The sequence below is a fragment of the Pseudomonas lutea genome, from assembly GCF_000759445.1.
Classification (GTDB): Bacteria; Pseudomonadota; Gammaproteobacteria; order Pseudomonadales; family Pseudomonadaceae; genus Aquipseudomonas; species Aquipseudomonas lutea.
In genome coordinates, this window is record NZ_JRMB01000001.1 from 1,517,100 (window position 1) to 1,540,625 (window position 23,526).

36 protein-coding genes and 1 tRNA gene are annotated in these 23,526 nt (G+C 57.5%); 16 read left to right on the forward strand and 21 right to left on the reverse strand.

What is annotated here, in order from left to right; all coding sequences use genetic code 11:
* Window positions 1–33: 33 nt before the first annotated feature.
* From LT42_RS06320 to LT42_RS06345, 6 genes are all read right to left on the reverse strand, one after another.
* Window positions 34–234, reverse strand: a complete 201-nt coding sequence (locus LT42_RS06320) for a hypothetical protein (RefSeq protein WP_037010801.1) — start codon at window positions 232–234, stop codon at window positions 34–36.
* Window positions 231–887: a replication protein P gene (locus LT42_RS06325; RefSeq protein ID WP_037010803.1), complete on the reverse strand. Its 657-nt coding sequence runs from the start codon at window positions 885–887 to the stop codon at window positions 231–233. Before LT42_RS06325 ends, LT42_RS06320 begins: the two co-directional genes overlap by 4 nt.
* Window positions 887–1,669, reverse strand: coding sequence for a helix-turn-helix domain-containing protein (locus tag LT42_RS06330; protein WP_037010806.1), 783 nt, complete (start codon window positions 1,667–1,669; stop codon window positions 887–889). Before LT42_RS06330 ends, LT42_RS06325 begins: the two co-directional genes overlap by 1 nt.
* An 11-nt stretch (window positions 1,670–1,680) precedes the next feature.
* On the reverse strand, window positions 1,681–2,343 hold the full coding sequence (locus LT42_RS06335) for a phage antirepressor KilAC domain-containing protein (RefSeq protein ID WP_037010808.1): 663 nt from the start codon (window positions 2,341–2,343) through the stop codon (window positions 1,681–1,683).
* 146 nt (window positions 2,344–2,489) lie between these two features.
* Window positions 2,490–2,912 (reverse strand): phage regulatory CII family protein, encoded by a 423-nt coding sequence (locus LT42_RS06340; protein ID WP_037010810.1) that lies wholly within the window; start codon window positions 2,910–2,912, stop codon window positions 2,490–2,492.
* Between the two features lie 71 nt (window positions 2,913–2,983).
* Entirely contained in the window at window positions 2,984–3,220 is a 237-nt protein-coding gene (locus LT42_RS06345; protein ID WP_037010812.1) for a helix-turn-helix domain-containing protein, read from the reverse strand.
* A gap of 111 nt (window positions 3,221–3,331) precedes the next feature.
* On the opposite strand from LT42_RS06345, the gene LT42_RS06350 reads away from it, so the two are divergent.
* The 3 genes from LT42_RS06350 to LT42_RS24870 are packed head-to-tail and all read left to right on the forward strand — an operon-like array spanning window position 3,332 to window position 5,151.
* Window positions 3,332–4,183, forward strand: coding sequence for a S24 family peptidase (locus LT42_RS06350; RefSeq protein WP_037010814.1), 852 nt, complete (start codon window positions 3,332–3,334; stop codon window positions 4,181–4,183).
* 45 nt (window positions 4,184–4,228) lie between these two features.
* Complete coding sequence (locus LT42_RS06355; RefSeq protein WP_037010817.1) at window positions 4,229–4,531, forward strand: hypothetical protein; 303 nt, start codon at window positions 4,229–4,231, stop codon at window positions 4,529–4,531.
* Between the two features lie 2 nt (window positions 4,532–4,533).
* Window positions 4,534–5,151 carry a hypothetical protein gene (locus LT42_RS24870; protein ID WP_052075136.1) on the forward strand — a complete coding sequence of 206 codons (618 nt, stop codon included), beginning with the start codon at window positions 4,534–4,536 and terminating at the stop codon, window positions 5,149–5,151.
* Between the two features lie 38 nt (window positions 5,152–5,189).
* Here LT42_RS24870 and LT42_RS06365 read toward each other — a convergent pair whose 3' ends face one another.
* Window positions 5,190–5,510 (reverse strand): DUF1654 domain-containing protein, encoded by a 321-nt coding sequence (locus LT42_RS06365; RefSeq protein ID WP_037010819.1) that lies wholly within the window; start codon window positions 5,508–5,510, stop codon window positions 5,190–5,192.
* 670 nt (window positions 5,511–6,180) lie between these two features.
* On the opposite strand from LT42_RS06365, the gene LT42_RS06375 reads away from it, so the two are divergent.
* The 4 genes from LT42_RS06375 (at window position 6,181) to LT42_RS06390 (ending at window position 7,910) form a co-directional block, all read left to right on the forward strand.
* Complete coding sequence (locus LT42_RS06375; protein WP_037010824.1) at window positions 6,181–6,381, forward strand: hypothetical protein; 201 nt, start codon at window positions 6,181–6,183, stop codon at window positions 6,379–6,381.
* A gap of 513 nt (window positions 6,382–6,894) precedes the next feature.
* Window positions 6,895–7,161, forward strand: coding sequence for a hypothetical protein (locus tag LT42_RS06380; protein WP_052075147.1), 267 nt, complete (start codon window positions 6,895–6,897; stop codon window positions 7,159–7,161).
* Entirely contained in the window at window positions 7,158–7,472 is a 315-nt protein-coding gene (locus tag LT42_RS06385; protein ID WP_037010826.1) for a hypothetical protein, read from the forward strand. The genes LT42_RS06380 and LT42_RS06385 overlap by 4 nt, the downstream gene beginning before the upstream one ends.
* An 84-nt stretch (window positions 7,473–7,556) precedes the next feature.
* Entirely contained in the window at window positions 7,557–7,910 is a 354-nt protein-coding gene (locus LT42_RS06390) for a hypothetical protein (RefSeq protein ID WP_037010828.1), read from the forward strand.
* On the opposite strand, the gene LT42_RS06395 is transcribed toward LT42_RS06390, so the two are convergent.
* The 3 genes from LT42_RS06395 to LT42_RS06410 form a co-directional block, all read right to left on the reverse strand.
* Window positions 7,885–8,106: a hypothetical protein gene (locus tag LT42_RS06395; RefSeq protein WP_037010831.1), complete on the reverse strand. Its 222-nt coding sequence runs from the start codon at window positions 8,104–8,106 to the stop codon at window positions 7,885–7,887. The two genes, LT42_RS06390 and LT42_RS06395, sit on opposite strands and share 26 nt — an antisense overlap.
* 361 nt (window positions 8,107–8,467) lie before the next feature.
* Window positions 8,468–8,686 carry a hypothetical protein gene (locus tag LT42_RS06405; protein WP_152597600.1) on the reverse strand — a complete coding sequence of 73 codons (219 nt, stop codon included), beginning with the start codon at window positions 8,684–8,686 and terminating at the stop codon, window positions 8,468–8,470.
* A 78-nt stretch (window positions 8,687–8,764) separates the two neighbouring features.
* On the reverse strand, window positions 8,765–9,334 hold the full coding sequence (locus tag LT42_RS06410) for a hypothetical protein (protein WP_037010840.1): 570 nt from the start codon (window positions 9,332–9,334) through the stop codon (window positions 8,765–8,767).
* A gap of 90 nt (window positions 9,335–9,424) precedes the next feature.
* Here LT42_RS06410 and LT42_RS06415 point away from each other — a divergent pair, with 90 nt between their 5' ends.
* The 7 genes from LT42_RS06415 to LT42_RS06450 all read left to right on the forward strand — a co-directional run bounded on the left by LT42_RS06415 (window position 9,425) and on the right by LT42_RS06450 (window position 13,837).
* The gene (locus LT42_RS06415) at window positions 9,425–10,204 is read left to right on the forward strand and encodes a DUF2786 domain-containing protein (protein WP_037010842.1); all 780 of its coding nucleotides are present in this window, start codon (window positions 9,425–9,427) and stop codon (window positions 10,202–10,204) included.
* 14 nt (window positions 10,205–10,218) lie between these two features.
* Complete coding sequence (locus tag LT42_RS26175) at window positions 10,219–10,356, forward strand: DUF4406 domain-containing protein (protein WP_081955330.1); 138 nt, start codon at window positions 10,219–10,221, stop codon at window positions 10,354–10,356.
* A gap of 662 nt (window positions 10,357–11,018) precedes the next feature.
* The gene (locus LT42_RS26180; protein ID WP_037010851.1) at window positions 11,019–11,672 is read left to right on the forward strand and encodes a hypothetical protein; all 654 of its coding nucleotides are present in this window, start codon (window positions 11,019–11,021) and stop codon (window positions 11,670–11,672) included.
* A 4-nt stretch (window positions 11,673–11,676) separates the two neighbouring features.
* Window positions 11,677–11,895 (forward strand): hypothetical protein, encoded by a 219-nt coding sequence (locus LT42_RS06435; RefSeq protein WP_037010853.1) that lies wholly within the window; start codon window positions 11,677–11,679, stop codon window positions 11,893–11,895.
* A 54-nt stretch (window positions 11,896–11,949) separates the two neighbouring features.
* Complete coding sequence (locus LT42_RS06440) at window positions 11,950–12,492, forward strand: hypothetical protein (protein ID WP_070356512.1); 543 nt, start codon at window positions 11,950–11,952, stop codon at window positions 12,490–12,492.
* 20 nt (window positions 12,493–12,512) lie between these two features.
* Entirely contained in the window at window positions 12,513–12,725 is a 213-nt protein-coding gene (locus LT42_RS06445) for a hypothetical protein (RefSeq protein WP_037010856.1), read from the forward strand.
* Entirely contained in the window at window positions 12,725–13,837 is a 1,113-nt protein-coding gene (locus LT42_RS06450; RefSeq protein ID WP_037010859.1) for a tyrosine-type recombinase/integrase, read from the forward strand. Before LT42_RS06445 ends, LT42_RS06450 begins: the two co-directional genes overlap by 1 nt.
* An 88-nt stretch (window positions 13,838–13,925) precedes the next feature.
* Here the strand turns inward: LT42_RS06450 and LT42_RS06455 are convergent.
* The 9 genes from LT42_RS06455 to thrS form a co-directional block, all read right to left on the reverse strand.
* Window positions 13,926–14,002, reverse strand: a tRNA-Pro gene (locus tag LT42_RS06455).
* Between the two features lie 93 nt (window positions 14,003–14,095).
* Window positions 14,096–14,452, reverse strand: coding sequence for a MerR family transcriptional regulator (locus LT42_RS06460; RefSeq protein ID WP_037010862.1), 357 nt, complete (start codon window positions 14,450–14,452; stop codon window positions 14,096–14,098).
* The gene (gene ihfA, locus LT42_RS06465) at window positions 14,433–14,735 is read right to left on the reverse strand and encodes an integration host factor subunit alpha (RefSeq protein ID WP_002553164.1); all 303 of its coding nucleotides are present in this window, start codon (window positions 14,733–14,735) and stop codon (window positions 14,433–14,435) included. Before ihfA ends, LT42_RS06460 begins: the two co-directional genes overlap by 20 nt.
* A gap of 3 nt (window positions 14,736–14,738) precedes the next feature.
* Window positions 14,739–17,117: a phenylalanine--tRNA ligase subunit beta gene (pheT, locus tag LT42_RS06470; RefSeq protein WP_037010865.1), complete on the reverse strand. Its 2,379-nt coding sequence runs from the start codon at window positions 17,115–17,117 to the stop codon at window positions 14,739–14,741.
* Between the two features lie 32 nt (window positions 17,118–17,149).
* Complete coding sequence (gene pheS / locus LT42_RS06475) at window positions 17,150–18,166, reverse strand: phenylalanine--tRNA ligase subunit alpha (protein ID WP_037010867.1); 1,017 nt, start codon at window positions 18,164–18,166, stop codon at window positions 17,150–17,152.
* A 104-nt stretch (window positions 18,167–18,270) separates the two neighbouring features.
* Window positions 18,271–18,627, reverse strand: coding sequence for a 50S ribosomal protein L20 (gene rplT, locus LT42_RS06480; protein WP_007905879.1), 357 nt, complete (start codon window positions 18,625–18,627; stop codon window positions 18,271–18,273).
* A gap of 28 nt (window positions 18,628–18,655) precedes the next feature.
* Window positions 18,656–18,850, reverse strand: coding sequence for a 50S ribosomal protein L35 (rpmI, locus tag LT42_RS06485; protein WP_002553160.1), 195 nt, complete (start codon window positions 18,848–18,850; stop codon window positions 18,656–18,658).
* 60 nt (window positions 18,851–18,910) lie between these two features.
* On the reverse strand, window positions 18,911–19,462 hold the full coding sequence (gene infC, locus LT42_RS06490; protein WP_172613086.1) for a translation initiation factor IF-3: 552 nt from the start codon (window positions 19,460–19,462) through the stop codon (window positions 18,911–18,913).
* On the reverse strand, window positions 19,462–21,384 hold the full coding sequence (thrS, locus tag LT42_RS06495; RefSeq protein WP_037010872.1) for a threonine--tRNA ligase: 1,923 nt from the start codon (window positions 21,382–21,384) through the stop codon (window positions 19,462–19,464). Before thrS ends, infC begins: the two co-directional genes overlap by 1 nt.
* 383 nt (window positions 21,385–21,767) lie before the next feature.
* Between thrS and LT42_RS06500 the strand changes: the two genes are divergently transcribed.
* Both LT42_RS06500 and LT42_RS06505 read left to right on the forward strand, forming a co-directional pair.
* The gene (locus LT42_RS06500) at window positions 21,768–22,082 is read left to right on the forward strand and encodes a hypothetical protein (protein ID WP_037010873.1); all 315 of its coding nucleotides are present in this window, start codon (window positions 21,768–21,770) and stop codon (window positions 22,080–22,082) included.
* A gap of 297 nt (window positions 22,083–22,379) precedes the next feature.
* The gene (locus LT42_RS06505; RefSeq protein ID WP_007905882.1) at window positions 22,380–22,592 is read left to right on the forward strand and encodes a cold-shock protein; all 213 of its coding nucleotides are present in this window, start codon (window positions 22,380–22,382) and stop codon (window positions 22,590–22,592) included.
* Between the two features lie 83 nt (window positions 22,593–22,675).
* On the opposite strand, the gene LT42_RS06510 is transcribed toward LT42_RS06505, so the two are convergent.
* Together LT42_RS06510 and LT42_RS06515 are read right to left on the reverse strand one after the other, a co-directional pair.
* Window positions 22,676–23,002, reverse strand: a complete 327-nt coding sequence (locus LT42_RS06510) for an I78 family peptidase inhibitor (RefSeq protein ID WP_037010876.1) — start codon at window positions 23,000–23,002, stop codon at window positions 22,676–22,678.
* Between the two features lie 201 nt (window positions 23,003–23,203).
* Window positions 23,204–23,509: a hypothetical protein gene (locus LT42_RS06515; protein ID WP_037010878.1), complete on the reverse strand. Its 306-nt coding sequence runs from the start codon at window positions 23,507–23,509 to the stop codon at window positions 23,204–23,206.
* Window positions 23,510–23,526: the final 17 nt, after the last annotated feature.

Genomic DNA, 23,526 nt, shown 5'->3' on the forward strand with positions numbered 1-23,526 from the left:
ACCGGGCGACATGGGCCAGCGCCTTGATCTTTCTCATCGTGCGGTCTCCATCAGATCGACGACTTCAAAGGTGCTGGGCCACATCAACCGGCCAAACGACTCGGCAATGCCCTTGTGATCGAACAGAGCAACCGCAGGATCCGGCGGAATCGACAGATCGATCTTCGAAGAGCACGCGTAAACCGCGTAACGGAACGCGGCGGGGTCAGGTGCAGCAAGTCTGATGTCGCTCATGCTGATGCTCCGGCGCGGCGGGCGCGCAGTTCGGCCAAGGCCTTGTTTCCGATATCGGGAGTGCGCCGGGCTTCGGCGCGGGCCGGCAGCGCCAAGGGCATCTTTTGCAATGGCAGACCCTCAATCATTCGGCGGCAGGTGATGACGTAATTGCGCTCGAACAGCTTCATGGCCAGCGAAGTTTCGAGGCGGTTGAGCGGTTCAAAGCCGCACTCTTTGGCTGTGTGCCAGACCGCTTGGTGCGACCACTTTGCCTGTCCGGCCATTGACGGGTGAGCGTTACGGCAGGCCTCGCGGAATGCCCTTTCCAGCGGTGGGATACCCAGCATTTCGGGGGTGGGCTGGCAGAGCTTGATAAACTTACCAACGCTCGGGGCGAAGTCGGAACCCAGCTTGCGGCACTGCTCGATGCCGAAGCGGATCTGCTCGATGCGGGTAATGTTCTCGGCCATGAACGCCTTTACCCAAGTGGCTTTTGCCGCGCCGATGTCTTCCTTGTCAGGCCAGGCCTGCTTCCACGCTGGGAAGATCGCCTTCAGCTCACGGAACAGCTGGTTGATCACATGGACGGTGCCCGCGTCGATCGTGAGCGGCACGACCTCGGCAGATGGAACGTTCGGCAGTTGCTGCATGATGCTCGCGACGGACTTCATCACAGACCTCCCAGATTTTCAGCCCAGCTGGTGTCGTCGAAATCTGGCGCCTGGCCTTGGCCTTGGCCTGCCGCCTTGACTCGCTCACGCTTCACCCACTGCACCAGGCGGTAGCACCAGCCGGATGCCGAATCGACCGTGCCATGTCGGGCAGCGAAGAAGCCCTTGAACGCGCGAATGGCGGCATCGGGCACTGCGTCGACTGGGATGCCGGCGATTGCGATCTGGTCGGCCAGTGCTTTGGCGCTTGGCACCCAGGCGGCGAACATGGCGAAGCGCTGGTTCGGGGATGGGCACTCAGCGGCGGCGAGGTCTTGCTCGGCAATCTCAGCGGCCAAATCGCGCTGCAGCTGCTGCTCTTCGGTTAATTGATGGTTAAGTGATGTATTGGGTGCAGCTGCTGCACCCCGTTCTGCGTTTTCCTGCACCCCGTTCTGCTGTGAGCTGCACCCCGTGCGGTTATCTGCACCCCGTTCTTTACGGGGTGCAGCATTTGCACCCCGTTTAAGTTGGAGGTCGTACACGACTGGGCGGCGGTCACGGCGGTCGATGTACGCGGCGGCAATGGCCTGATTACCCTCGGTGATGAAGCCGGCCTTCTCCAGCTCATCCAGTTTCAGGCGGACGGTGCGCTCGGAAAGGCCGGTGTCGTCTGACAGGGTCAGCGCAGAGGGGAACGCCCCGCGGCCATCGCTACCGGCGTAGTTCGCGAGGCAAAGCAGCACATGACGGGCAGCAGGATTTTCGAGGGAAGCCTTCGGCAGTGCGAGAGCCCATGACATAGCTTGAACGCTCACAGCGCGGCTCCAATGTTCTTTTCGGCCAAGCGTGCAAGGCCTTTCGGGGTAACGAGGGGTTGATATGCCGCGCGCTCGACGCCGGTTTCGGTATCGGGCTTAAGAGCGGTCACCTTGTGTTTCATGAAGCCGTCACGAATGCGAGGCTGCATTGCGATCCAGCGAGTTGACCCACCGCGGCGGTAAATCCAACGGTTCGCCTGGAGCCAGTCAAATAGTTTCGACGGGGCGATGCCGAGTTGTTTTGCAGCGTCAGTAATGCAGATCGCGCCCTCAGCTGCGGCAAGCCGGCGGATGGCTGCGAGCTTGGGTGCTTGAAGCTCAAGCACGCCAAGCAGGCGCTGCGTTTCCTTGGCCTGGTCTGCGGCGAGCTGGAGAGCCTCGGCGTAATTGGCCGGGATGCGCGGGACGGCCTGCTCTTCCAGTTCCCGCCAGCGACGAACAACAGCCATTCGAAGTGGTGCGCTGTAGCCGGTCAGCAGGCAGTCGGTATGCTCGCGGTCGAGCAGGTACTCGGTCTGGTTGCGGTTCTGACCGTCCAGATAGGTGCGCTCAAAACTGAGCGCATCTTTTTTCAGGTCCGCCAGCATCGACGCTATGTCACGCTTGACGTTCTTGTGCTGCTTACCGGTCAGCTCGGCGATCTCGCGAGACGACATGACCTGACGCGTCATTACTTGAGGCGGGTGGAAAACTGACGAATCAGGCCGGGTATTGCTCTGGGGGTTCGTGGTGTGCATAATCGGACCTCACAAGTGTTGTTGAAGAAGCCGGTCTAGCCACCGGCTTTTTTATTGCCCGCGATTTAGGCTGCCTTGACCGACGCCTTCAGTACGTCCAGAGCTTTTTCAGCCTCTGCGATCTCTCGCAGGATTCGCGCACGCTCCATCTGGTCGACGCGGCCGTCAGCTATTGCCCGGTGCGTTTCCACGGTCACTTCGGAAATTTCGAGCGCGACGTGCCCCAGCGCTTGGTGAACGTCGATCGCCACAGGCTGCTCTTTCGCCACCAGGTCGAAGTTGAACCCGGCAGCCAGCGCCAGCAGAGGACGCATGTCCTGGGTGTGCAGCAGAATCCCGAACAAGTGCTCGATGGTCAGGTGATGAGCCGCGTTGTCGGGGTTAGAGCGCTGCAGCAGGCTCACGTGAGCTAGGCACATTTTCCCGGCCAGCTCCTCGGCGCCACTTTCCTTCACGGTCGTGTGGCAGGCCCGCAAGAAATCTTCCATTCGTAAACCCTCAAATTTGTTTCAGTGGCTGCGTGCCATCACACATTGCAAAATGTTTCCACACCTAGCGCCTATGCAGCGCCGAGTAGGACTTTGTGAGCCAGGCACAGCAAATCAGGACGAAGTCCAGCGATGGTGATCTCTCCACCCGACGCATCCTGCAAACGCTCGGCAAGCTCGGCAGAGGCCTTGCGATGACCGCCGGCGAGCTGCCAGAGGTGCCCAACAGTGGTGTTTGCCGCAGCTGCAACTTCTTTACGGCGCGGCGGAGGAGCGGCAGCAAGCCATTCACGCAGGTGGTGATTCATAGGGATCTCCTAAAACATAGGAGAAATTTAGCTTAGGGCTAATAACAGAGCAAGGAATATTTAGCTTTGAGCACATTTAGCATTGAGCTAAACACTGGCATCCTTGCGCGCATGGACATCTATGCAATCCGCAAGCAGCAGCTGATCAACCTAATTGGCAACCAGAAGAAAGGCGCCTGCGCTGAACGCTGGGGGATGGCACCTGCGCATTTGAGCCAGATCCTGTCTGACAAGACTGCGAAGAACCTAGGCGATGACGTGGCCCGCCGTATCGAAGCGGTTGAAGGGCTACCGAGAGGATGGTTCGACGCACTTGGAGATGCTGGCGCGGGGGCACTTGCTCCTCAAACTCAAGCACCCAGCCAAGCCGGCGACGAGATTCAAAATTCGACGGCAGCGGACCTGGTCAAGAAAATGCTGGCAAAGGTGAAGGGGCTGTCGTTGGAGGCTCGAGATCGGATCGTAGCAGCGGCTGAAGAGCCGGACGAGAGGTCGTCGAGCATCCTGCCTGGCAACTTTTCCAGCTTGCGACCTACCAACGAAGAGATCGTCATCCGCCAGTACGATATCCGGGCAGCAATGGGCCATGGACAGGTGCCGCCGGATTACACCGAGGTAGTGCGTAACCTGGTGGTGAGAGAAGAAATCCTCCGCGAGAAGGGTGTCAGCTACACCTCAAAAACTGCGCTGGCCATGATCAGTGGCTGGGGCCAGAGCATGGAAGGAACCATCAACGATAAAGACCTCGTGATCGTCGACAAAGGCGTGCAAGACTTCATCGGTGACGGGATCTACGTGCTGACCTGGCACCAAGAACTGTACATCAAGCGCGTGATGCGGCTGGACGAAGAGAATTACCGGCTGATCTCAGACAACCAGCATTACGAGAACCAGACAGCAAGGATCGACGACGTCACGATTCATGCCAAGGTCCTGCTGATCTGGAACGCTAGAAAGGCCTGACGAGGCCTTTTAAAATTATCACATTGCATTTCAAGGGACGATTTCATGACTGATACGAAAAAGATTGAGCACAGAAAATCCGCCACACACATTCATGAACATGTCGAACGGTTCGCCGTAGCTGGACTCCAAGGCCCTCAATCGACAATGTTCTCTATCGCTATGGGAAGAGATGCTGCGGAGGTGGTCTCCGAGACCCTTGACGGCGGACAGTTGACATTGAATGAGGATGACATCCTCACTTATCGGTTGGATGTAGCTACGATCACCATGTCTGAAACTGCCGCACGGGGGCTGGTCGAACTGTTGAGCTCTATGCTTGCCAACCAGCCTAAACGGGAAGACTAATAATGCAGCCTCCGCCTTCGCTGACGCTGGTAAGCTCGCAGCCTGGCAATGCGCCTAAATCAGGTTGGTGGGTAACAGAAAAAGCCGAGATAGATCTTCGCACGGCGTTAGGCTGGCACGAAACGGAGTACAAAGCCCTGCACGAAGGTCTGCTATTGGAGATGTGGAACGGCCGCTCAGGATCGACTGCTAAAACTCCGCCGCAACGAGGTAAAAGTCATAGCATGAGCGACATTACTCGCGATGAGCTGAACGCAAAGCTTGAGACCATCGAAGTTAAGATGGACGCTCGGGCCGAGTCTGTTTTGTCAAAAATCGACGGATTTCTGGCTGCACAGGCTGAACGAGATAAGCGCCTAGATGCTGCTCTCACTCAGATCAGTAAAGATCATGGAGAGACGAAGGCTAGTATCAGCTCGATGAAAACAACGCTCATCGTCACTGCGGTATCTAGTGTAATCGCCATCGTGCTTGGAATAGCGGGATTTAACACTGCACTAACCTCTAACATGATGTCGGCGTTCCAACTAGGAAAGTCAGAACAGGCCTCATCGGCTACCGCACAATCTACGCCCTCTGCCAAGCCTTTATCGTCGACTCCATCAACGCCCAAAAACTGAAAAATGCCCGCCAACTTAGGCGGGCTTTTTTGTGCCCGTCAGAAAGGCGCAGCCTCCTCCACCGCTTCGAATTCGTCCCGCAGCTGAACGCGGGGATCCTCCTCTGATGGCGCCTCCCACTTCAGCGTGACGGAACAGTCCTCATCGTTGAAGATCATCTCGATCCCGTCCACCTCCGCGATCGCACCCATCACCTCGCCCCACTCCCTCTCCCCGTCAGTCTCCAGCTTATGGATCGTTACCCACATCTGATCTTGGGCGATTGGGTGATTGATCATGCTCGCCACCCTTAGGTTGAGGCGCTCCAAGCTAGACATTGTCACGCGCTCTTGGGGCTCGGTTTTTTGCGTCTTCGCCATAATCCTCTCCTTGATAGCTGTATGCATGTACAGTATTGGCGAATATTAGCTGGCTGCTAATGGATGCCACAACCCCCAATTGAAGCGATCACAGCAAAACCACTGGCGAACTGTAGTTTCACTACAAGCGAAATTATTTAGCTCTGAGCTATTGACTATCGTTTAGCTCAGGGCTAAATTAAATTCAACGCCAGCGACCCTGGCGCCAGCGGCGAAAGCTGCGGCGCTCTTTAAAAAACAGCCGCAACAAATCAACAGACCGCATTGCCTCTACCGGCGACCGGCGATCAGACAGGCGAACGAGGAAAGCCTGCCAACGACAGGGAGAACCCTGGACGGCTGATCGACGACGAAACGTCCGAACCGCGTGAATGACCCGGCAAGCACTGCGCCCCGCCACCCCGGCGGCAATGGGAAAGATTTCACTGGCTGGCCTTGGCAACAGGGCCAGACGGGAAATCAACCGGAGTTAGCCAATGGCAATAACCGCAACGCAGAAGAAAACGGTCCTACCGGTCGTGGTCTTCATAGTCTCTACAAGCCTTTTCTTCTGGGGCCTTGGCAGCATATTCGTGCTGTTCTGCGTGCCCTTCATGGCCCTGTCAATTGGCATACTGGGCGCCAACGTTGGCCCAGCTATCGGGCGATGGTTTGACCGTGACGGCTGGAAGTGAGCTCAGCTAAAGGGAGCGCGACGCCGCGCGCTCGAATCGCCTACGCGATTACCGGGCATGACAGCGACGCCGAGTTCGACGGCGAGCTCTACCAGGGCCTGCTGCATGCAGTGCGCCACTTGAGCAGCGAGGAACGGCTGAGGTTGATCGAAGACCTGCAGGCCGCCCACGCCGAAATCGAAGGCACCAATCGATAGACAACCAGCGCCAGCGTCAGCCTGACGTTAACTGCCCGACGCCCTGGTACTCCCCAGCGCCAGGCCGCATCGGAGAGTGAGCGAAGCGTGCCCGAGCGGGCTGCAGCGCTAGGATCGCAAAGCCCCGTGAATGTCCTGGGCCGGTACAAGCGAGACGGCCAATACCAAAAACGCGGCGGGAAACAAGCAGGGGTTGCGCCCTGGTGTTTCGATCACTCTCCGATGCGGACGAATATGCGGCCTATAACCGCCCACCTGCATTGTGCCTATCAACTCACCGAGGGTTTGCAGCCATGTAAACGAGAGACCCCCGGCCTACCGCATCAGGCGGCGCCGGCAAGCAAGGTTCACGTACGGAGGCGTTGTGAACCAGCGAGATGTGAAAAGCCCTGCGTCGACAGGGCTTTTTTATACCCAGCGTTTACCCGTCAGCACTCTCCCCTGCGCCCAATCGGCCTTCGTCAGGTGGCCAGAGTGCTGACGAGTACACGCACAACCACAAGAGGAATCGCCATGCACCAGGCATTTCAAGATCGTATCGTCGAGCTGGGCGCTTTGCTCCAACGCTCAAGCGCCGCCCGCGGCGAGTTCAGCAAACGGACCGACCGGGCCATGCCTGGCAGCAATGTCCGCTTTCAGGTACTGAGCAAAGCGCGCAACTCGTACAGCGTCGTTGAGCTCGCAACCGGCGCTCTGCGCGGCGGGTTCAACAACTGGAAGGAAGCTGTGAACTTCGCGCAGCAACTTGAGGCACAGCCTGTTTCGAGGTTGGTGCAATGATCGGCGAGAGCGTGCCAGACCAGCACAAGCAGGCGATCGCGCAGCTGTCCGCGCAGATCGATCACTTCCTCGCAACCGGCCACCGCATCCAGCACATCGACCAAGGCGTCAGCGCCAACGCCCCGCTGCTGGGCACCACGAATCATCTGGAAACGCTCAAGGCCAAGCGCGCCAAGCGTGCGCCACGGATCCTGGCGCTTGCAGAGGCCGGCCTGAACGCTCGCCAGATCGGCATGAAGATCGGCGTCGACACTCGCACCGTTGCGCTCACCGCCCGGGAGCACGGCATCACATTCACCGCGGCTACCTGATGCGGCGTCTATTCAAATGCGCCAACCAGCGCAGGCGGCAGACCTGGCTCAGCATGCCAGCGCAACCGATCGGAGACTCACGCAATGGAGCAGACAGCAGCCGCGAAGCACTCGGCGGCGTACCGGGAGCGGCAGGCAGAAATCAAAGCAAAGATGGGCATCGAAGTGCTGAAGATCGAGGCGCCAGCGAGCGTACGATCAGGCATTAATACTGCGATGGCTGAACATGGTTACAGCCAAGTGCAGGAGCTGTGGCAGGATCTGGCTCTGTCGTTCTTGTCGATGCCCTACGAGGAGCAGGCCCGGCGCCTGCGCAAGCCTGACGCGCCAGCTTTCGTGGTTAGCCAGAAACTAGCGCGTCAGTACGAGAGCAAAGCGCAAGCCGAACTTAGAGCCGACCCGGGCGACGAAATTATTCAGTCAACGCTTTCGCCATGACCGCATCGCGGGCTTGGTCAATCTCCTGATGGGCATTGCTCACATGCGGGTGCTCGACTTGGCGGTACTTGCTGTGCCCAAGGACCAAACTGCCTGCTTTCTGGCTGACTTCGTTTACATCAATCCCCATATCCTGGACTGCGCCCAGTACTGCAATCAATGCTTGCTCCAGCGCTATTTCACGAACATTTGCCATATAACACTCCCATAACCCGGCCCAATGCCGGTCACCACGTATAGCCCACCACCAACCTATTTGCCACTCGACGTGGCGGGTATTTGGCTTAAGACTTCATCTACGCGGCGGGCTTGCACCAGGTCGGAAGTAGCTGTCGTGATGGAAGATAACCGCCCGACTTCATCGAGCTCATGGCGCCACCGCTTGTGCGACTCATCCTGCCACTGCCAAGCGGCATCCCAGACGGTCTTAGAGATCCCAGGCGTTTTGGAAAGCTCGCGTATGCAGCGGATGGCTAACCGCAAATCCTTCGTCGCCTCTTTGAGCCTCGTTTCCCTTTCAGGCCGCTCCACGGCGTTACCTCTACGTGTCACACAGGTCATTCCTGGTGTGGGCCGGTACCATAATCGAGGGCATCTGCAGCGACCTCGATCTCTCGTATGGCTGAGACCACAGCTGGCGAGATGTTGCTCGGCATAATTGTTAGCGAGTTGATAGCCGTCTCGCATAGCTCGTCGATGTCTACACAAAGGGTGCGCGCAGCGTTCAGCACCGCCTCAAGCGCCATTTTAAATGCCAATTCCCTGTCTTCGCTCATGACCGTATCCCTTCCTGTGGAGCGGTAAGCGTAGGCCATTTTTTCCATCATATGGATCGAACCAAGAGCTGCCGCCAGTCAATCGTCTAACAGCTGCAGAACTGCCGTTTCTCCGAGTTCGTTCGCCCAGTACTCTAATGCGCCAATCATCACCTCAAGCGCTTCGTACTGCTCCCCCGAGTCATTGACGATCAGTTGGTAAGATCGATCGACCAGCGGCCTCCCCACGGCAGTTCCAGCTGCAAAAATGGATTTCACGGTCCAGTCCACGGAAACCTTCAAGTTTGGGTCCGGGCGATGGTCGACACCAAAATGCTTATTGCTGTCGGCGATGTGTCTGCATATACGAATGTATTTGTTCTCATGACATAGCAGAGCCTGGAACTGTGCAAAGTGCTGACGCTTCGCGTACTGAGAAGGGACTTTCTTCAAAACCGCATCCTTGTCCTCGATCTTTGCCCATACCCAGTCAGCCATGTGCCAGGCGGTGATGGCGCAGTCGAATGCCTTATATACCGTCGGGAAAAACTCTCCTGCCTCGTCGGGAGACCGCATTGACGCTCTCAATTCCTTCACGCCCCAAGCGAGCTTCAACAACAGCTGCAGCGGGGTATCGAGCTGGAAAGTCTGGAACTGTTTTTCAGCCATCTAAATATTCCCCACTTGGCAACCGGCTTCATGTCGGCCAGCACACCAATACCTGACTTCCACGAATCACACCACTGGCGAGGAACCCGTATGAACACCGAACCGATTGACGATAAAAAGCTTGAGCGGGCGATCCGCAAGATCAAGCATTGCCTGGCTCTGGCTCAAAGCGCCAACGAGAACGAAGCAGCAACAGCGCTTCGCCAGGCCCAGGCGTTGATGCGCGAGTACCGCCTCACCGAAATGGATGTGAAGCTAAGTGATGTCGGAGAGGTGGAGTCGCAGTTTTCCCGCATTGAGCGGCGGCTGCAGTGGGATCAGCAGTTAGGCGCCGCTGTTGCCGAGGTATTCGGATGCTCCTCTTTGCGGAGCAAGCAATGGTGCAGGATCAAAGACAGACTCGTTGAGCGTGCCGTTTTCGTCGGCGTAACTCCCGCCCAGCACATCGCTCTTTACGCTTATGAAGCGCTTCTTACCAAGCTAACCCAGGCCCGCAAAGATTATGCGTCAGGAGTGCGAGCGGGAGTCTTTCGAAGCGCCTACAGCGCTGAGACGGCGGCTGATCATTTCGCCCTGGCTTGGGTTGGACAGGTATACGGGAAGCTGAAGGCGTTGGTCCCACGCGGCGAAGACGACAACGCTGCTCGGGCGAGTGAAAGCCGCGACCTAGTGGCTGTGCAAGTACACGACAAGGGCCTCATCGATCAATACCTGGCTGACAAGAAGGTTGGAAAGTCGCGAAAACCGCGAGAAACCGAGCTCGACATGAACGCCCAGATCGCGGGGATGCTTGCGGGCCAGCGGGTAGAACTGCATGCGGGCCTGTCGCGCGGCGGTGATGAGCAGCTGGTGCTCACAGGCGCGGCCTGATCGAGGAAATCCCCATGCAACGCATCTACCTAAGCGGGCCCATGACGGGCCTGCCCGATTACAACTACCCGGCATTCAACGCAAAAGCCCCGCGCATTGGACGCGGCTCCATCACGGAGATGGCAGAAAAGGTGATGTGTCTAGCGCGCTAAATTTGCCATGTGCCCAGCAGCATCAGGATGCTCTAAGTGTGCATGAAGCGCCTTGTAAGCCTCGTGATGTACACGCACGGCCTTGTCCCAAATAACCGACCCCATATCGGATAAGATAACTAGCTTCATCATCTGAACAGTGGAGGCATCAAGCGCGAGCAAGAGGTGATGAGAGTCGTATCTAAAATCGTCCGCGGCTTGCATGGGGATGCCCCTTGGTGGCAGTCGATCATCGACCGCATTGATCTTCGACGTTTCAGACGGATGCCTAGTTCCACACTGCCCGAACATGTCATGAGCTTGGCTACACACCCCTGATAACCCTATCCCTATTGCCTGCTGCGCCAAGGCCACTCAGCGCGAGGTTTCACCCGGTGCCATAAAAGAAGCGGGGAAGCCCAATCCAAACATCCATGGCTAGGTTGAACCTAGCTCGCTTTGCCTGCGAGCCAGCTCTTCCATAATTACATCGGCGCATGTCCTCGATCACATCTATCTTCGCTGCTCGGTATTCAGCCAGGGCGGCGCACATCGCTTTTCGAAACGCTTGTATGTCGTACAACTAGACCTCCAGCGATCTCATGAAGATTTTCATGATCGCCAGACCACCCTACTCCTACCTACCACTTATTGCCTGCTGCATATGCGGCGAGGACGAAGTCATGCCTGAAAAGCTCAACCCCTCCGAACTTCAACATCTCCTGAGCCTGCTCAACTTGCAGGAAGGCGAAGATCCGGTCGAAGCCGTCTACAAGCTGGTCCGAATTGCTGATGGGGTTTTCGAGGCTCTGCAGTCTATCGGCTCTAATCACCGGCGCTGCCCTGGCACCATCATCGCCAACGTCGAAGGGCTGAAACGCAGCGCTGAAGAAGATCACCCTCTTGCCGATCGTTACCGCTTCCTTCGGGAGCCAAAAGCTAGCGCACCGGTAACGCTGCCTGAAGAGCAATGGATTGTCGTGGGCATGGCCGGCCATGAAGACATCCTGCACGGCGCCGAACTCGACAGGGTTATCGACGAGGCGATAGCAGGAGAGCGCTACACCTTCGATCCTGAAAATGGCCCACTGCTCTGCTACCAGGTTGGCGAATGCGACTGGGTCGCGGCGCAGAACCCAGAGCAGGCGTTGGCGGTTATGGCGGAAATGAGCGGCGACTGGCTCCATGAAAACACGGATGACTTCGACGTCGAACTCGCCAGCGATAGCGCCTTGGATCAGGAGTGGCGCGACGAGGACGAGCACTTCGTCGTGGGAACGCTCCGCCAATGGCTGGGCGAAGCAACTGAGCCGAAATATCTGATCGGTACGGAGTAGCCCCATGGCGTGCATGCGCATCGAGCACGGATTCGTTTGTGGCTCGCCATTCTTCCGGCTACCGCTCGCCGATGGCACCCGCGTGTATATGAGCTGGCATAGCTATCTCGGCCCGCTTTTCTTCCGCGACAAGCACGAGCGGCGAGAAATCGAGGATTGGTACGAAAGCCCCCTCATCTGTGATGCGCTCGACTGGTTCTGCAAACGCGGCAACCGAGCTTAACCCCTTCCCCATCTATCCACATGCCTGCCGGTGTACGGCGGGCGAGGAATTCCTATGTCTGCAACTCAACGATTTCACGAAGTCGCGAACGACTCGCTTGTCCGGATCAGCGATCAACTGTGGCCGGGCGCCAAGCTTTGCCTAGTGGTCTACGAGGAAGGCAAGCCGAGCCTCGACATCATGCTAAAGGACAAGGGCATCAGCTTGGATGAGGTAGTCAGCACGCTCCGGCGGGCGGGCCTGAGCATCGACGGTGACAACGCCTACAAGCGTGATCTATGCGACAGCATCGTTGAATCAATGAAGTTCGGCTATGACGACCGTTGCCCACCGCCCGCGGACCATTGGGGCCACACGTTCTGGGGCTTAGGCCGGGACCACGGAGGCGATAGACAGGAGCTTGATTCCCTGCGCGACGAGGTACGGCGCCTACGTCGGGACGCTGCTCGGTACAACGTGCTCCGCGAGGCCGACGTCGAATCCGTACACAAAGGTGGGCTATTCGCCGGCCTGACGCCGGACAACCTAGTGATCAACGGCGACGACCTGGACCGAAGCGTCGACGCTTTGCTGGACCAGCCACTCAACCCCGCATAGACCCCGGACCGAGGTAACCCATGAAGCGCGAACTGATCAAGATCAGTGAGTTCCAGCGCCGGCGCTGGGGCGAAAACGGGACACCGCCCTGCCCCCAGGCAATCCGCAACTACATCCGAGACGGCAAGCTTCCAGGCGAGCAGATCGGCAAACTCTGGTATATCGACTGGGCGGCATTCAACAACGCCGCCGGCAACGATCTCGTCACGATGGTATTGAAAGGAGCTGCATGATGGTCCCACGGCCGCGTAACAAGTCGAACAAAGGCTTGCCGCAGAACCTTTACCTGGATGACCGGCGCGGGACATACCGGTACCGGCGCCCGACTGATGGGAAGTGGTTTCAGTTCGGCACCGACCGGGTCAAGGCTGTTGATGCGGCCAAGCAACTGAACTTAGCATTCATGCAGGGCGCTGATCTGGTCGGCGTGGTACTGGGCGAATCAGCCGAGATGTTCACCGCCTTCCTGGATGATTACGAGAAGAATTTGCTACCGCCGCGCGAGCTGTCGAAGGGCACACTCGGTCTTTATGCCGTGCATTTCCGAAGGTTCAGGCGTGAGTTCGAAGGAAAGGCTGTCGACCAGATCTCCATCCGCATGATCGCCCAAATGCTCGACCTGTTGACGCCGCGCACGGCCAACCAGTGCCGGGCGTTGCTCATCGACATCTTCAATCACGCGGCGGCGAAAGGGCTGTGCCCAGACAACCCAGCGGCGAGCACAATCAACCGCATCGAGAAGAAAACCCGCAAACGGCATACGGTCGACGGCCTCAAGGCTATTCGGGAGAAGGCACCCGCCTGGCTGCAAAACGCGATCGACCTGGCGCTGATTACTGCGCAGCGGCGCACCGATATCCTCGCGATGAAGTTCGAAGACGTGAAGGACGGCTATCTCTACGTGGTGCAGCAAAAGACTTCAAAAGCCAGTGACGCGGCGTGGATCAGGTTCAGGGTGACGCCGGAGCTGCAGCGGGTGATCAGCCATTGCCGTGACAACGTGGTTTCCCCATTCCTGGTGCACCGCAGACCTGATCGGAAGAGGCAAAAGCAGGCTGAGACCAAAGAGCACTGGACCAAGGTTGAGGAACGCTATCTGACGCGCGCATTCAAGGAAGCCAGGGAGGCAGCGGATTGCTACAAGGGATGGAAGGAAGAAGAGATGCCAGGCTTCCATGAAGTCAGGGCGCTGTCGCTGCACCTGTACAAGAAAGCCGGGAAAGATGGGCAGAAGATCGCCGGGCACGCCAGCGAGGGGATGACCAAAAACTACCAGAAGGAGCACGCCGAGGTGATCTGGTCCGAGGCCGTTCCGGACCTCGATATCAGCGAAATCGCCGGATAGTTTTGCGCCAGTTTTGCGCGGGTTTTGCGCAAGCCAGAAATGAAAAAGGGAATCAAGTCCGTAAGTGGCTGATTCCGTTTACAAAATATGGTCGGGACGGAGTGATTCGAACACTCGACCCCTAGCACCCCATGCTAGTGCGCTACCGGACTGCGCTACGCCCCGACTAGGCGTTATATGTTGCGGGTTCTTGCGAAAGCGTCGAGGAATATACCCTAAGCTTTTGAAAGATGGAAGTATTCGGTAGATCGCGCTGCATCACTTGCGTAGCACCACCAACACATCTTCCAGCTCAACGATCATCTGCTTGATCAGCTGCTTGTACTGCAGCGAATCATCTTTGACCTCATCGCTGGACATCCTCAACCTGGCGCCGCCAATGGTGAAGCCTTGGTCGTACAGCAGACCGCGGATCTGGCGGATCATCAGCACGTCCTGTCGCTGATAATACCGACGGTTCCCGCGGCGCTTGACCGGGTTGAGTTGAGGAAACTCCTGCTCCCAATAACGCAGAACGTGCGGTTTGACCGCGCAGAGCTCGCTGACTTCACCAATGGTGAAGTAGCGTTTGCCGGGGATGGGCGGCAGCTCGTCGTTATGACTTGGTTCCAGCATAAGCCTCAACTCGGGCCTTCAACTTCTGCCCTGGACGAAAGGTGACCACACGGCGAGCGGTAATCGGGATTTCTTCCCCTGTCTTGGGATTCCGGCCCGGTCGCTGGCGTTTATCGCGCAGATCAAAATTACCGAACCCGGACAATTTGACCTGCTCGTTATCTTCCAGAGCGTGCCTGATTTCCTCAAAGAACAGCTCGACCAGTTCCTTGGCTTCTCGTTTATTCAGGCCTAGCTCTTCGTACAGACGTTCGGCCATCTCAGCTTTCGTCAGAGCCCCCATACGCTACTTCCTTAACGTGGCGTTTAACCTTTCCTCAAGTGAGGTGAGAATTTGCTGCGTCGAAGCGTTTACCTCATCGTCAGTAAGAGTGCGCGATGGATGTTGCCAGGTCAAGCCGACCGCAAGGCTTTTTCTAAGCGGATCAATGCCTTTACCCTGATAAACATCAAATAGCCTGAGGTCTGTCAGCCATTCCCCTGCACTCTCACGGATAACGTCCATTACCGCAGTTGCAGATACCTCACGATCAGCCACCAACGCCAGGTCGCGGCGTACTTCAGGGAAGCGCGACAGCTCATGGAATTTCGGCAGGCGCCCCACGGCAACTTCGGCCAGCACCAGCTCGAAAACGAACACCGGACGATCCAGCCCCAGGGTTTTTGACAGCTCAGGGTGCAGCGCGCCCAGGTAGCCAACCTCGCGCCCTTCACGTTCGATCCGCGCGGTTTGGCCCGGGTGCAGCGCCGGGTGGCTGCCGGGGACGAAGCGGAATTCTTCCTGAGCACCCGCGAAGCCGAGTACCGCCTCTACGTCAGCCTTGACGTCGAAGAAGTCGATTGCATCGCGGGCCTGCGCCCAGCCTTCCGGCAGACGGCTGCCGCAGATGACGCCAGCCAGCATAGGCTCTTGCTTAAGGCCGTCCAGTTGACCTACAAAACGCAGGCCGCTCTCGAACAGGCGTACACGATCCTGCTGGCGGTTGAGGTTGTGCTGCAGCGATTTCACCAGGCCCGGCCACAACGACGAACGCATGGCCGACATATCAGCCGAGATCGGGTTCGCCAGCAGCAGCGGCTCTACGCCGGGGCTAAACAGCTCGAACCACTTCTGGTCAATGAAGCTGTAGGTAATCGCTTCCTGGTAGCCGCGAGCCACCAACAGACGACGCAGCGCTGGCAAATCGCTCTGCGCCTCGGCGCGCGGCTGCGGTGCCAGACGCGCCTGCGGATAACGAACCGGCAAGCGGTTGTAACCATAAAGGCGCGCCAGCTCTTCGATCAGATCGACCTCAAGGGCGATGTCGAAGCGATGGCTTGGTACTACGACGCGCCACTGTTCGCTTGCGTGCGAGCTCACGGTGAGACCCAGCGCAGTCAACAGACGCTCGACTTCTGCTGCGTCCATCTTCATGCCCAGCATCTGCTCGATGCGCTCGGCACGCAGCACGATCGGCTCAACAGACGGCAAATGCTGCTCGCTGACCGTCTCAATGACCGGTCCGGCTTCGCCGCCGGTGATGTCCAGCAGCAGACCGGTGGCCCGCTCCATGGCTTCACGGGCAAGTTGCCAGTCAACGCCTCGCTCGTAACGATGGGAAGCGTCAGTGTGCAACCCATAGGAACGGGCTTTGCCAGCGACTGCGATCTGATCGAAAAAAGCGCTTTCAAGGAAGATATCGCGAGTAGTTGCCGAAACGCCGCTGTGCTCGCCACCCATGACACCCGCGATGGCCAGCGCACGCTGGTGGTCGGCAATGACCAGGGTGTCCGCGCGAAGGCTGACTTCCTGACCGTCCAGCAGCACCAGCTTCTCGCCCTCTTCCGCCATACGCACGCGGATGCCGCCGTTGATTTCGGCCAGGTCGAATGCATGCAACGGCTGGCCCAGTTCGAGCATGACGTAGTTGGTGATGTCGACCACCGCATCAATGCTGCGCACGTCCGACCGACGTAGCCGTTCAACCATCCACAACGGTGTCGGCCGTGAAAGGTCGACATTACGGATAACGCGGCCGAGATAGCGAGGGCAAGCGGCAGACGCTACCACTTCGACCGGAACGACTTGATCGTGTACTGCCGTCACAGTGGCTACTGTCGGGCGAGTGACTGCGGCATCGTAGAGTGCGCCGACTTCACGCGCCAGACCGGCAACCGACAGGCAATCGCCGCGGTTGGGCGTCAGGTCGACTTCAATGCTCGCGTCGTCCAGCTCCAGGTAAACGCGGAAATCCTGGCCTACCGGCGCATCGGCCGGCAGTTCCATCAGGCCGTCATTGCCCTCACCCACCTGCAGTTCGGCTTGCGAGCACAGCATGCCGTTGGACTCGACGCCCCGCAGCTTGGCCTTCTTGATTTTGAAGTCGCCAGGCAATGCGGCGCCGATCATTGCGAAGGGGATCTTCAGGCCGGGGCGCACGTTTGGCGCGCCACACACCACCTGGAGGGTCTCCGCGCCGTTACTGACCTGGCATACGCGCAGCTTGTCCGCGTCCGGGTGTTGCTCGGTGCTCAGCACCTCGCCAACGACCACGCCAGTAAATGCGCCGGCCGCCGGGGTAACGCTGTCTACTTCAAGCCCGGCCATCGACAGACGAGCAACCAGCTCATCGCGGGATACCTGCGGGCTAACCCAGCCACGCAGCCATTGTTCACTGAATTTCATCCTGCTCTCCTAAAGAATTCGTTACGGGCGACCTAGCGAAATTGTGCGAGGAACCGCAAGTCGTTGTCGAAGAACAGACGCAAATCGTTGACGCCATAGCGCAGCATTGCCAAGCGTTCTACGCCCATACCGAAGGCAAAGCCCTGGAACTCTTCCGGGTCGATGCCCGACATGCGCAGCACGTTGGGGTGGACCATGCCGCAGCCCATGACTTCCAGCCAGCCGGTCTGCTTGCAGACGCGGCAGCCCTTGCCGCTGCACATCACGCATTCCATATCGACTTCGGCCGAAGGCTCGGTGAACGGGAAATACGAAGGACGGAAACGCACTGCCAGCTCTTTTTCAAAGAACACGCGCAGGAATTCCTCGATGGTGCCCTTCAGGTCGGCGAAATTGATATCGCGGTCGACCAGCAGGCCTTCGACCTGGTGGAACATCGGGGAATGGGTGATATCGGAGTCACTGCGATACACGCGGCCTGGGCAGACGATGCGGATCGGTGGCTTCTGCGATTCCATGGTGCGGACCTGAACCGGGGAGGTATGGGTGCGCAGCAGCATGTTCGCATTGAAATAGAAGGTGTCGTGCATCGACCGGGCCGGGTGATGGCCGGGGATGTTGAGCGCCTCGAAGTTGTGATAGTCGTCTTCGACCTCAGGGCCTTCGGCGATGCCGTAGCCAATGTGGGTGAAGAACTGCTCGATTCGTTCCAGAGTCCGGGTAACCGGATGCAGACCACCGGTGGTCTGGCCACGGCCAGGCAGAGTCACGTCAATGGACTCGGCCGCAAGCTTGGCCGCAAGGTCGGATTGCTCGAACGCTGCCTTGCGCGCATTGAGAACCTCTGTGACACGCTCCTTGGCAACGTTGATCAGCGCACCGACTTGCGGACGCTCTTCAGCTGGCAAATTCCCCAGGGTCTTCATCACCTGAGTCAATTCGCCCTTTTTGCCAAGGTAAAGAACCCGGATTTGCTCCAGGGCATTGATATCTTCGGCGCTTTGCACAGCCTCAAGTGCTTGAGAGACCAGCGCGTCCAGGTTTTCCATGTACAGACTCCAGATACAAAATAGGGGAAGAGCTTACAAGGCTCTTCCCCTATTTATGACGTTTAACACCGAACCCCGAGCGGGGCCCGGTGATTGCCGGGGACTTAGGCCAAAGTGGCTTTAGCTTTCTCGACAATCGCAGCAAACGCCGCTTTTTCGTTCACTGCCAGATCAGCCAGAACCTTACGGTCGATTTCGATCGACGCTTTTTTCAGGCCAGCGATGAAACGGCTGTAGGACAGACCGTTGATACGCGCACCAGCGTTGATACGAGCGATCCACAGAGCGCGGAACTGACGTTTTTTCTGACGACGGTCACGGTAGGCGTATTGGCCAGCCTTGATTACCGCTTGCTTGGCAACACGGAATACGCGTGAACGCGCACCGTAGTAGCCCTTAGCAAGTTTCAGAATTTTTTTGTGACGCTTACGGGCAATGACGCCACGCTTTACACGAGCCATGAGTAACTTCCTCTATTCTTGATCAAAATTAACGAAGGCGCAGCATGCGCTCGACTTTTGCCACGTCAGACGGATGCAGCAAGCTGCTACCGCGCAGTTGACGCTTACGCTTGGTCGACATTTTGGTCAGGATGTGGCTCTTGAAAGCGTGCTTGTGCTTGATGCCATTCGCGGTTTTCAGAAACCGCTTAGCTGCACCACTTTTAGTCTTCATCTTTGGCATGTTCGGATACTCCGCATTCAGTTGATAAACATAACCGCAAGGCCTGCCGTGCCCTGGTGGTTATTTCTTCTTTTTCGGGGCGATGACCATGATCAGCTGGCGTCCTTCCATCTTAGGATGCTGTTCGACCGAGCCGTATTCGAGCAGGTCAGCTTCAACCCGCTTCAACAGCTCCATCCCCAGCTCCTGGTGGGCCATCTCACGACCGCGAAATCTCAACGAGATCTTGGCCCTGTCCCCGTCACTCAGGAAACGTACCAGGTTGCGTAGTTTTACCTGGTAATCCCCTTCCTCCGTCCCTGGACGAAACTTGATTTCTTTAACCTGGATCTGCTTCTGATTCTTCTTGGCGGCAGCAACCTGCTTCTTCTTCTCGAAGATCGATTTGCCGTAGTCCATCAGTTTGCAAACAGGAGGTACTGCATCGGCGGAGATTTCCACCAGATCCAGTTTGGCCTCTTCAGCCTTAAGAAGCGCGTCTTCAATTGACACAATCCCAAGCTGCTCACCCTCAGCCCCAATTAAACGAACCTCACGTGCCGAGATATTCTCGTTGATCGGGGCCTTCGGTGCAGCTCGTTTATCTTGTCTCATTTCACGCTTAATAATAATTACTCCGAATCTTGGCGACCACGCCGGGAAACCGCTTGTGCAAGGAACTCCGAGAACTGGGCGACCGGCATTGAGCCAAGGTCTGCGCCTTCACGTGTACGCACAGCGACAGTTTGTGTTTCAACCTCCCGGTCTCCAATAACGAGGAGATACGGAATTTTGAGCAACGTATGCTCGCGGATTTTAAAGCCGATCTTTTCATTTCTCAAGTCGGACTTGGCACGAAATCCGCTTTGCGCCAATGTTTTTTCCACCTCAAGGGCAAAATCAGCCTGTTTATCAGTGATGTTCATGATCACTGCTTGAGTTGGAGCAAGCCACGCAGGGAAAGCACCTTCGTAATGCTCGATCAGAATACCGATGAAGCGCTCGAAGGAGCCAAGGATTGCGCGGTGCAACATGACCGGGTGCTTGCGACCGTTGTCTTCGGACACAAATTCAGCGCCCAGACGAATCGGCAGGTTGAAATCGAGCTGCAGAGTACCGCATTGCCAGACGCGACCCAAGCAATCCTTGAGAGAAAATTCAATCTTCGGACCGTAGAACGCGCCTTCACCGGGTTGCAGATCGTACGGCAGCCCAGCACTGTCAAGGGCTGCAGCCAGTGCAGACTCGGCGCGATCCCATAGCTCATCGGAGCCGACACGCTTCTCGGGACGGGTCGACAGCTTCATTTCGATGTCTTTGAAACCGAAATCGGCGTACACCGCCATGGTCAGCTTGATGAACGCTGCGGATTCAGCCTGCATCTGCTCTTCAGTGCAGAAGATGTGCGCATCGTCCTGAGTAAAGGCCCGCACGCGCATGATGCCGTGCAGCGCACCCGACGGCTCGTTGCGGTGACAGGCACCGAACTCGGCCAGACGCATCGGCAGTTCGCGGTAGCTCTTCAGGCCTTGATTGAACACCTGCACGTGGCAAGGGCAGTTCATTGGCTTGATGGCGTAGTCGCGGTTTTCCGACTGAGTCGTGAACATGTTCTCGGCGTAGTTGGCCCAGTGACCGGACTTCTCCCACAGCGAGCGGTCAACAACCTGAGGCGTCTTGATCTCCAGGTAGCCGTTTTCGCGCTGGGTTGTGCGCATGTACTGCTCGAGCACCTGGTACAGCGTCCAGCCGTTCGGGTGCCAGAACACCATGCCCGGTGCTTCTTCCTGGGTATGGAACAAGCCAAGACGCTTGCCGATCTTGCGATGATCGCGCTTCTCGGCTTCTTCAATGCGCTGGATGTAGGCCGCCAATTGCTTCTTGTCGGCCCAGGCCGTGCCGTAGACACGCTGCAATTGTTCGTTTTTGGCATCGCCACGCCAGTAGGCGCCGGACAATTTGGTCAGCTTGAAGGACTTGAGAAAGCGCGTGTTCGGCACGTGTGGACCGCGGCACATGTCGACGTATTCTTCATGGTAATAAAGACCCATGGCGTGTTCGTTCGGCATGTCTTCGACCAGACGAAGCTTGTAGTCCTCGCCCCGCGCCGCAAACACTTCGATCACTTCCGCGCGCGGCGTGACCTTCTTGATGACGTCGTAGTCTTTCTCGATCAGCTGCTGCATGCGCTGCTCGATCGCCGCCAGGTCGTCCGGGGTAAAAGGACGCTCATAGGCGATGTCGTAATAGAAGCCGTCATCGATGACCGGGCCAATCACCATTTTTGCCGTTGGGTACAGCTGCTTGACGGCATGGCCGACCAGGTGCGCGCAGGAGTGACGAATGATCTCCAGGCCTTCCTGATCCTTTGGGGTGATGATTTGCAGGCTCGCATCGGTGGTGATCAGATCACTGGCGTCGACCAGTTGACCATTGACCTTGCCGGCCACGGTGGCTTTGGCCAGGCCTGCACCAATGGATGCTGCGACCTCGGCAACGGATACCGGGTGATCGAAAGAACGTTGACTGCCGTCGGGAAGAGTAATAGTTGGCATGGCGCCTCCTCTCCTAGTGGTGACCCCTACCAAAGGTCACGTGGGTGGGATAGAGCCAGTACGCGATTCGGTGGTGTGCCTGCCTCACAGTGGCAGGAGCCCTAAGGCCAACCTGATGACCGAACCAGAGTGACTGGAACTTACGAAATCGACAGAACTTGCAGCAGGGACGCGTGCCCCGCCAGATGCGAGCTAATCTGCAGGCGCGCATGCTATCACAGCGCATCGGCAGGGTCAGCTAATCGGTTGCAGAGCCTTTTTCCGCGACTGACGGACTCAAGCCATGGCAGACCTACGGAACTGCTTTGCTTGATGGACCTCAGATTATCGGTAACACACGTTCAAGGCCTGACAGCAAGGCCACCGACAAAAAGGAAATCACCATGAAGCTTCTACGCGTTGCCGCCCTTCTCGCCCCGCTGGCCCTGACACTGCCTCTCAGCGCTCATGCCGCGATGGATGCGAAAACCAAGACCAGCTACATGAACGAATGCACCACTGCGGCCACACAAAGCAATCCGTCGATGGACGCAGCTGCCGTCAAAGCGCATTGCGAGTGCGGAGCTCAACAGATCAACAAGAATTTTTCGGACAAGGAGATCGCGTCGCTGAATGACAAAACGACGCCTCCCAGTGCCGATATGACATCTCGCCTGCAGGCTGCAGTCAGCAAAAACTGCCTTAGCGGCAAAAAATAAAAAATTTACATTTCCTTGATGCACCGGGCTGAGACCTTGGAAATCGGGTGCAGCCCAACGCCTTGAAGGCCGCGATTCCAGCGGCCTTCAGGCGCACCGAGAGTGTAAGTTGCCGCACCCGCTAGCAGACAAAATATGGCCACCGGGGCCTGTTCAGGGCGTTATATCGACGACACGGACGCAAAGTTCTAATCGAAAAAGTCCAGCATTCACACAATTCGACTATGATAGCGCTCGTGTGCCCAGTTGGCCTGAGCAACACAGCACTACTGAAAATTATGTTTCTGGAGATACACCATGTCTAATCGCCAAACCGGCACCGTAAAATGGTTCAACGATGAAAAAGGCTTCGGCTTCATCACCCCACAGGGTGGCGGCGACGACCTTTTTGTACATTTCAAAGCCATTGAATCCGACGGTTTCAAAAGCTTGAAAGAAGGCCAGACTGTTTCCTTCGTGGCTGAGAAAGGCCAAAAGGGCATGCAAGCTGCTCAGGTTCGCGCGGAGTAATCCACGCGTTCTGAAAGAACCCCGTCACTGACGGGGTTTTTTTATGCCTGCAATCGAGCTGGCAAGCAGGCGGGAATGGAGCATCAACCGCAATTGACGCGGTTTACCGTTCCGGAGTCATCAGTGTTCAGATTCAAACGGTCCGAACGGTACTCCAACGTCACCACATCGTGTGGCCCGAGCACCCTGGCCGTTTGCGCGCCCGCCTTTGCCTTTGCCTGATCCAGCAAAGCCGCAGACGCCGGCTTCCCGACCGTGTACTGCACGGCAGCTGCATCACAACGGGAATAGCCGCTGGCGGAGGTGGCAACGCCCTCGTCGGGCTTGGTTGAGGACTCGGATGTGCTGCTGCAACCGGCCAGCACCACTACGGCGAGCACCAGACCCGATGATGCGTATTTCCAGGGCATACAATCTCCTAACGTTTAACTAAAGCAGAACCTCTGCGACAGCGGTTTGGCGGCTTGGTTTCCCGAGGGGTCGATACCCGAAGGCAGCTCGCTCCTTCAAAACGAGCAGGAGTCTGACCCATGCATCGCCTGCCTTGCCTGGACAAATCGTCACAAAACGTTAGGAAAGACTTCAACCGAGCACCATCGCAGGAAGCTATCTCAATAGATATCGACGTAATCCGTGCGTGGATCGGCCCAGTTATCGCGAATGGCGTTGAATATTTGGGCCACCCAGACCGCATCACTGGCAGCCACCGGCCCTACACAACCCGAGCCGGCCGCCCAGGTTTCCAGGCGAAACAACAGGCCGTCAATGTCCACACCCCCCACCGCGCCGCTGGAAATCCATACGCGGCCGTCGCGAGCTACGCGCAACTGGTTATGCACCTGGTCCTGTGCGGCTGCGATCATTTGGCGGACGGCGTCGTGGGTCAGTGAGGCGGGGTCGTTGAGGTTGATGGGCATGATTTTGCGCCTTGATT

Bases quoted from the DNA above. Each gene is read 5' to 3' on its own strand.
- LT42_RS06445 (WP_037010856.1), top strand. From the start codon at position 12,513: ATGAAGCGCGAACTGATCAAGATCAGTGAGTTCCAGCGCCGGCGCTGG.
- LT42_RS26180 (WP_037010851.1), top strand. From the start codon at position 11,019: ATGCCTGAAAAGCTCAACCCCTCCGAACTTCAACATCTCCTGAGCCTG.
- LT42_RS06390 (WP_037010828.1), top strand. From the start codon at position 7,557: ATGGAGCAGACAGCAGCCGCGAAGCACTCGGCGGCGTACCGGGAGCGG.
- LT42_RS06340 (WP_037010810.1), bottom strand. From the start codon at position 2,912: ATGGAAGATTTCTTGCGGGCCTGCCACACGACCGTGAAGGAAAGTGGC.
- LT42_RS06440 (WP_070356512.1), top strand. From the start codon at position 11,950: ATGTCTGCAACTCAACGATTTCACGAAGTCGCGAACGACTCGCTTGTC.
- pheS (WP_037010867.1), bottom strand. From the start codon at position 18,166: ATGGAAAACCTGGACGCGCTGGTCTCTCAAGCACTTGAGGCTGTGCAA.
- LT42_RS06435 (WP_037010853.1), top strand. From the start codon at position 11,677: ATGGCGTGCATGCGCATCGAGCACGGATTCGTTTGTGGCTCGCCATTC.
- LT42_RS06510 (WP_037010876.1), bottom strand. From the start codon at position 23,002: ATGCCCTGGAAATACGCATCATCGGGTCTGGTGCTCGCCGTAGTGGTG.
- rpmI (WP_002553160.1), bottom strand. From the start codon at position 18,850: ATGCCAAAGATGAAGACTAAAAGTGGTGCAGCTAAGCGGTTTCTGAAA.
- LT42_RS24870 (WP_052075136.1), top strand. From the start codon at position 4,534: ATGCAGCCTCCGCCTTCGCTGACGCTGGTAAGCTCGCAGCCTGGCAAT.
- pheT (WP_037010865.1), bottom strand. From the start codon at position 17,117: ATGAAATTCAGTGAACAATGGCTGCGTGGCTGGGTTAGCCCGCAGGTA.
- LT42_RS06405 (WP_152597600.1), bottom strand. From the start codon at position 8,686: ATGAGCGAAGACAGGGAATTGGCATTTAAAATGGCGCTTGAGGCGGTG.
- LT42_RS06410 (WP_037010840.1), bottom strand. From the start codon at position 9,334: ATGGCTGAAAAACAGTTCCAGACTTTCCAGCTCGATACCCCGCTGCAG.
- LT42_RS06345 (WP_037010812.1), bottom strand. From the start codon at position 3,220: ATGAATCACCACCTGCGTGAATGGCTTGCTGCCGCTCCTCCGCCGCGC.
- LT42_RS06380 (WP_052075147.1), top strand. From the start codon at position 6,895: ATGCACCAGGCATTTCAAGATCGTATCGTCGAGCTGGGCGCTTTGCTC.
- LT42_RS06450 (WP_037010859.1), top strand. From the start codon at position 12,725: ATGGTCCCACGGCCGCGTAACAAGTCGAACAAAGGCTTGCCGCAGAAC.
- LT42_RS06505 (WP_007905882.1), top strand. From the start codon at position 22,380: ATGTCTAATCGCCAAACCGGCACCGTAAAATGGTTCAACGATGAAAAA.
- LT42_RS06500 (WP_037010873.1), top strand. From the start codon at position 21,768: ATGAAGCTTCTACGCGTTGCCGCCCTTCTCGCCCCGCTGGCCCTGACA.
- LT42_RS06350 (WP_037010814.1), top strand. From the start codon at position 3,332: ATGGACATCTATGCAATCCGCAAGCAGCAGCTGATCAACCTAATTGGC.
- LT42_RS06320 (WP_037010801.1), bottom strand. From the start codon at position 234: ATGAGCGACATCAGACTTGCTGCACCTGACCCCGCCGCGTTCCGTTAC.
- rplT (WP_007905879.1), bottom strand. From the start codon at position 18,627: ATGGCTCGTGTAAAGCGTGGCGTCATTGCCCGTAAGCGTCACAAAAAA.
- LT42_RS06515 (WP_037010878.1), bottom strand. From the start codon at position 23,509: ATGCCCATCAACCTCAACGACCCCGCCTCACTGACCCACGACGCCGTC.
- LT42_RS06395 (WP_037010831.1), bottom strand. From the start codon at position 8,106: ATGGCAAATGTTCGTGAAATAGCGCTGGAGCAAGCATTGATTGCAGTA.
- LT42_RS06355 (WP_037010817.1), top strand. From the start codon at position 4,229: ATGACTGATACGAAAAAGATTGAGCACAGAAAATCCGCCACACACATT.
- LT42_RS06415 (WP_037010842.1), top strand. From the start codon at position 9,425: ATGAACACCGAACCGATTGACGATAAAAAGCTTGAGCGGGCGATCCGC.
- LT42_RS06385 (WP_037010826.1), top strand. From the start codon at position 7,158: ATGATCGGCGAGAGCGTGCCAGACCAGCACAAGCAGGCGATCGCGCAG.
- LT42_RS06330 (WP_037010806.1), bottom strand. From the start codon at position 1,669: ATGTCATGGGCTCTCGCACTGCCGAAGGCTTCCCTCGAAAATCCTGCT.
- LT42_RS06335 (WP_037010808.1), bottom strand. From the start codon at position 2,343: ATGTCGTCTCGCGAGATCGCCGAGCTGACCGGTAAGCAGCACAAGAAC.
- LT42_RS06460 (WP_037010862.1), bottom strand. From the start codon at position 14,452: ATGCTGGAACCAAGTCATAACGACGAGCTGCCGCCCATCCCCGGCAAA.
- LT42_RS06365 (WP_037010819.1), bottom strand. From the start codon at position 5,510: ATGGCGAAGACGCAAAAAACCGAGCCCCAAGAGCGCGTGACAATGTCT.
- ihfA (WP_002553164.1), bottom strand. From the start codon at position 14,735: ATGGGGGCTCTGACGAAAGCTGAGATGGCCGAACGTCTGTACGAAGAG.
- LT42_RS06325 (WP_037010803.1), bottom strand. From the start codon at position 887: ATGAAGTCCGTCGCGAGCATCATGCAGCAACTGCCGAACGTTCCATCT.
- LT42_RS26175 (WP_081955330.1), top strand. From the start codon at position 10,219: ATGCAACGCATCTACCTAAGCGGGCCCATGACGGGCCTGCCCGATTAC.
- thrS (WP_037010872.1), bottom strand. From the start codon at position 21,384: ATGCCAACTATTACTCTTCCCGACGGCAGTCAACGTTCTTTCGATCAC.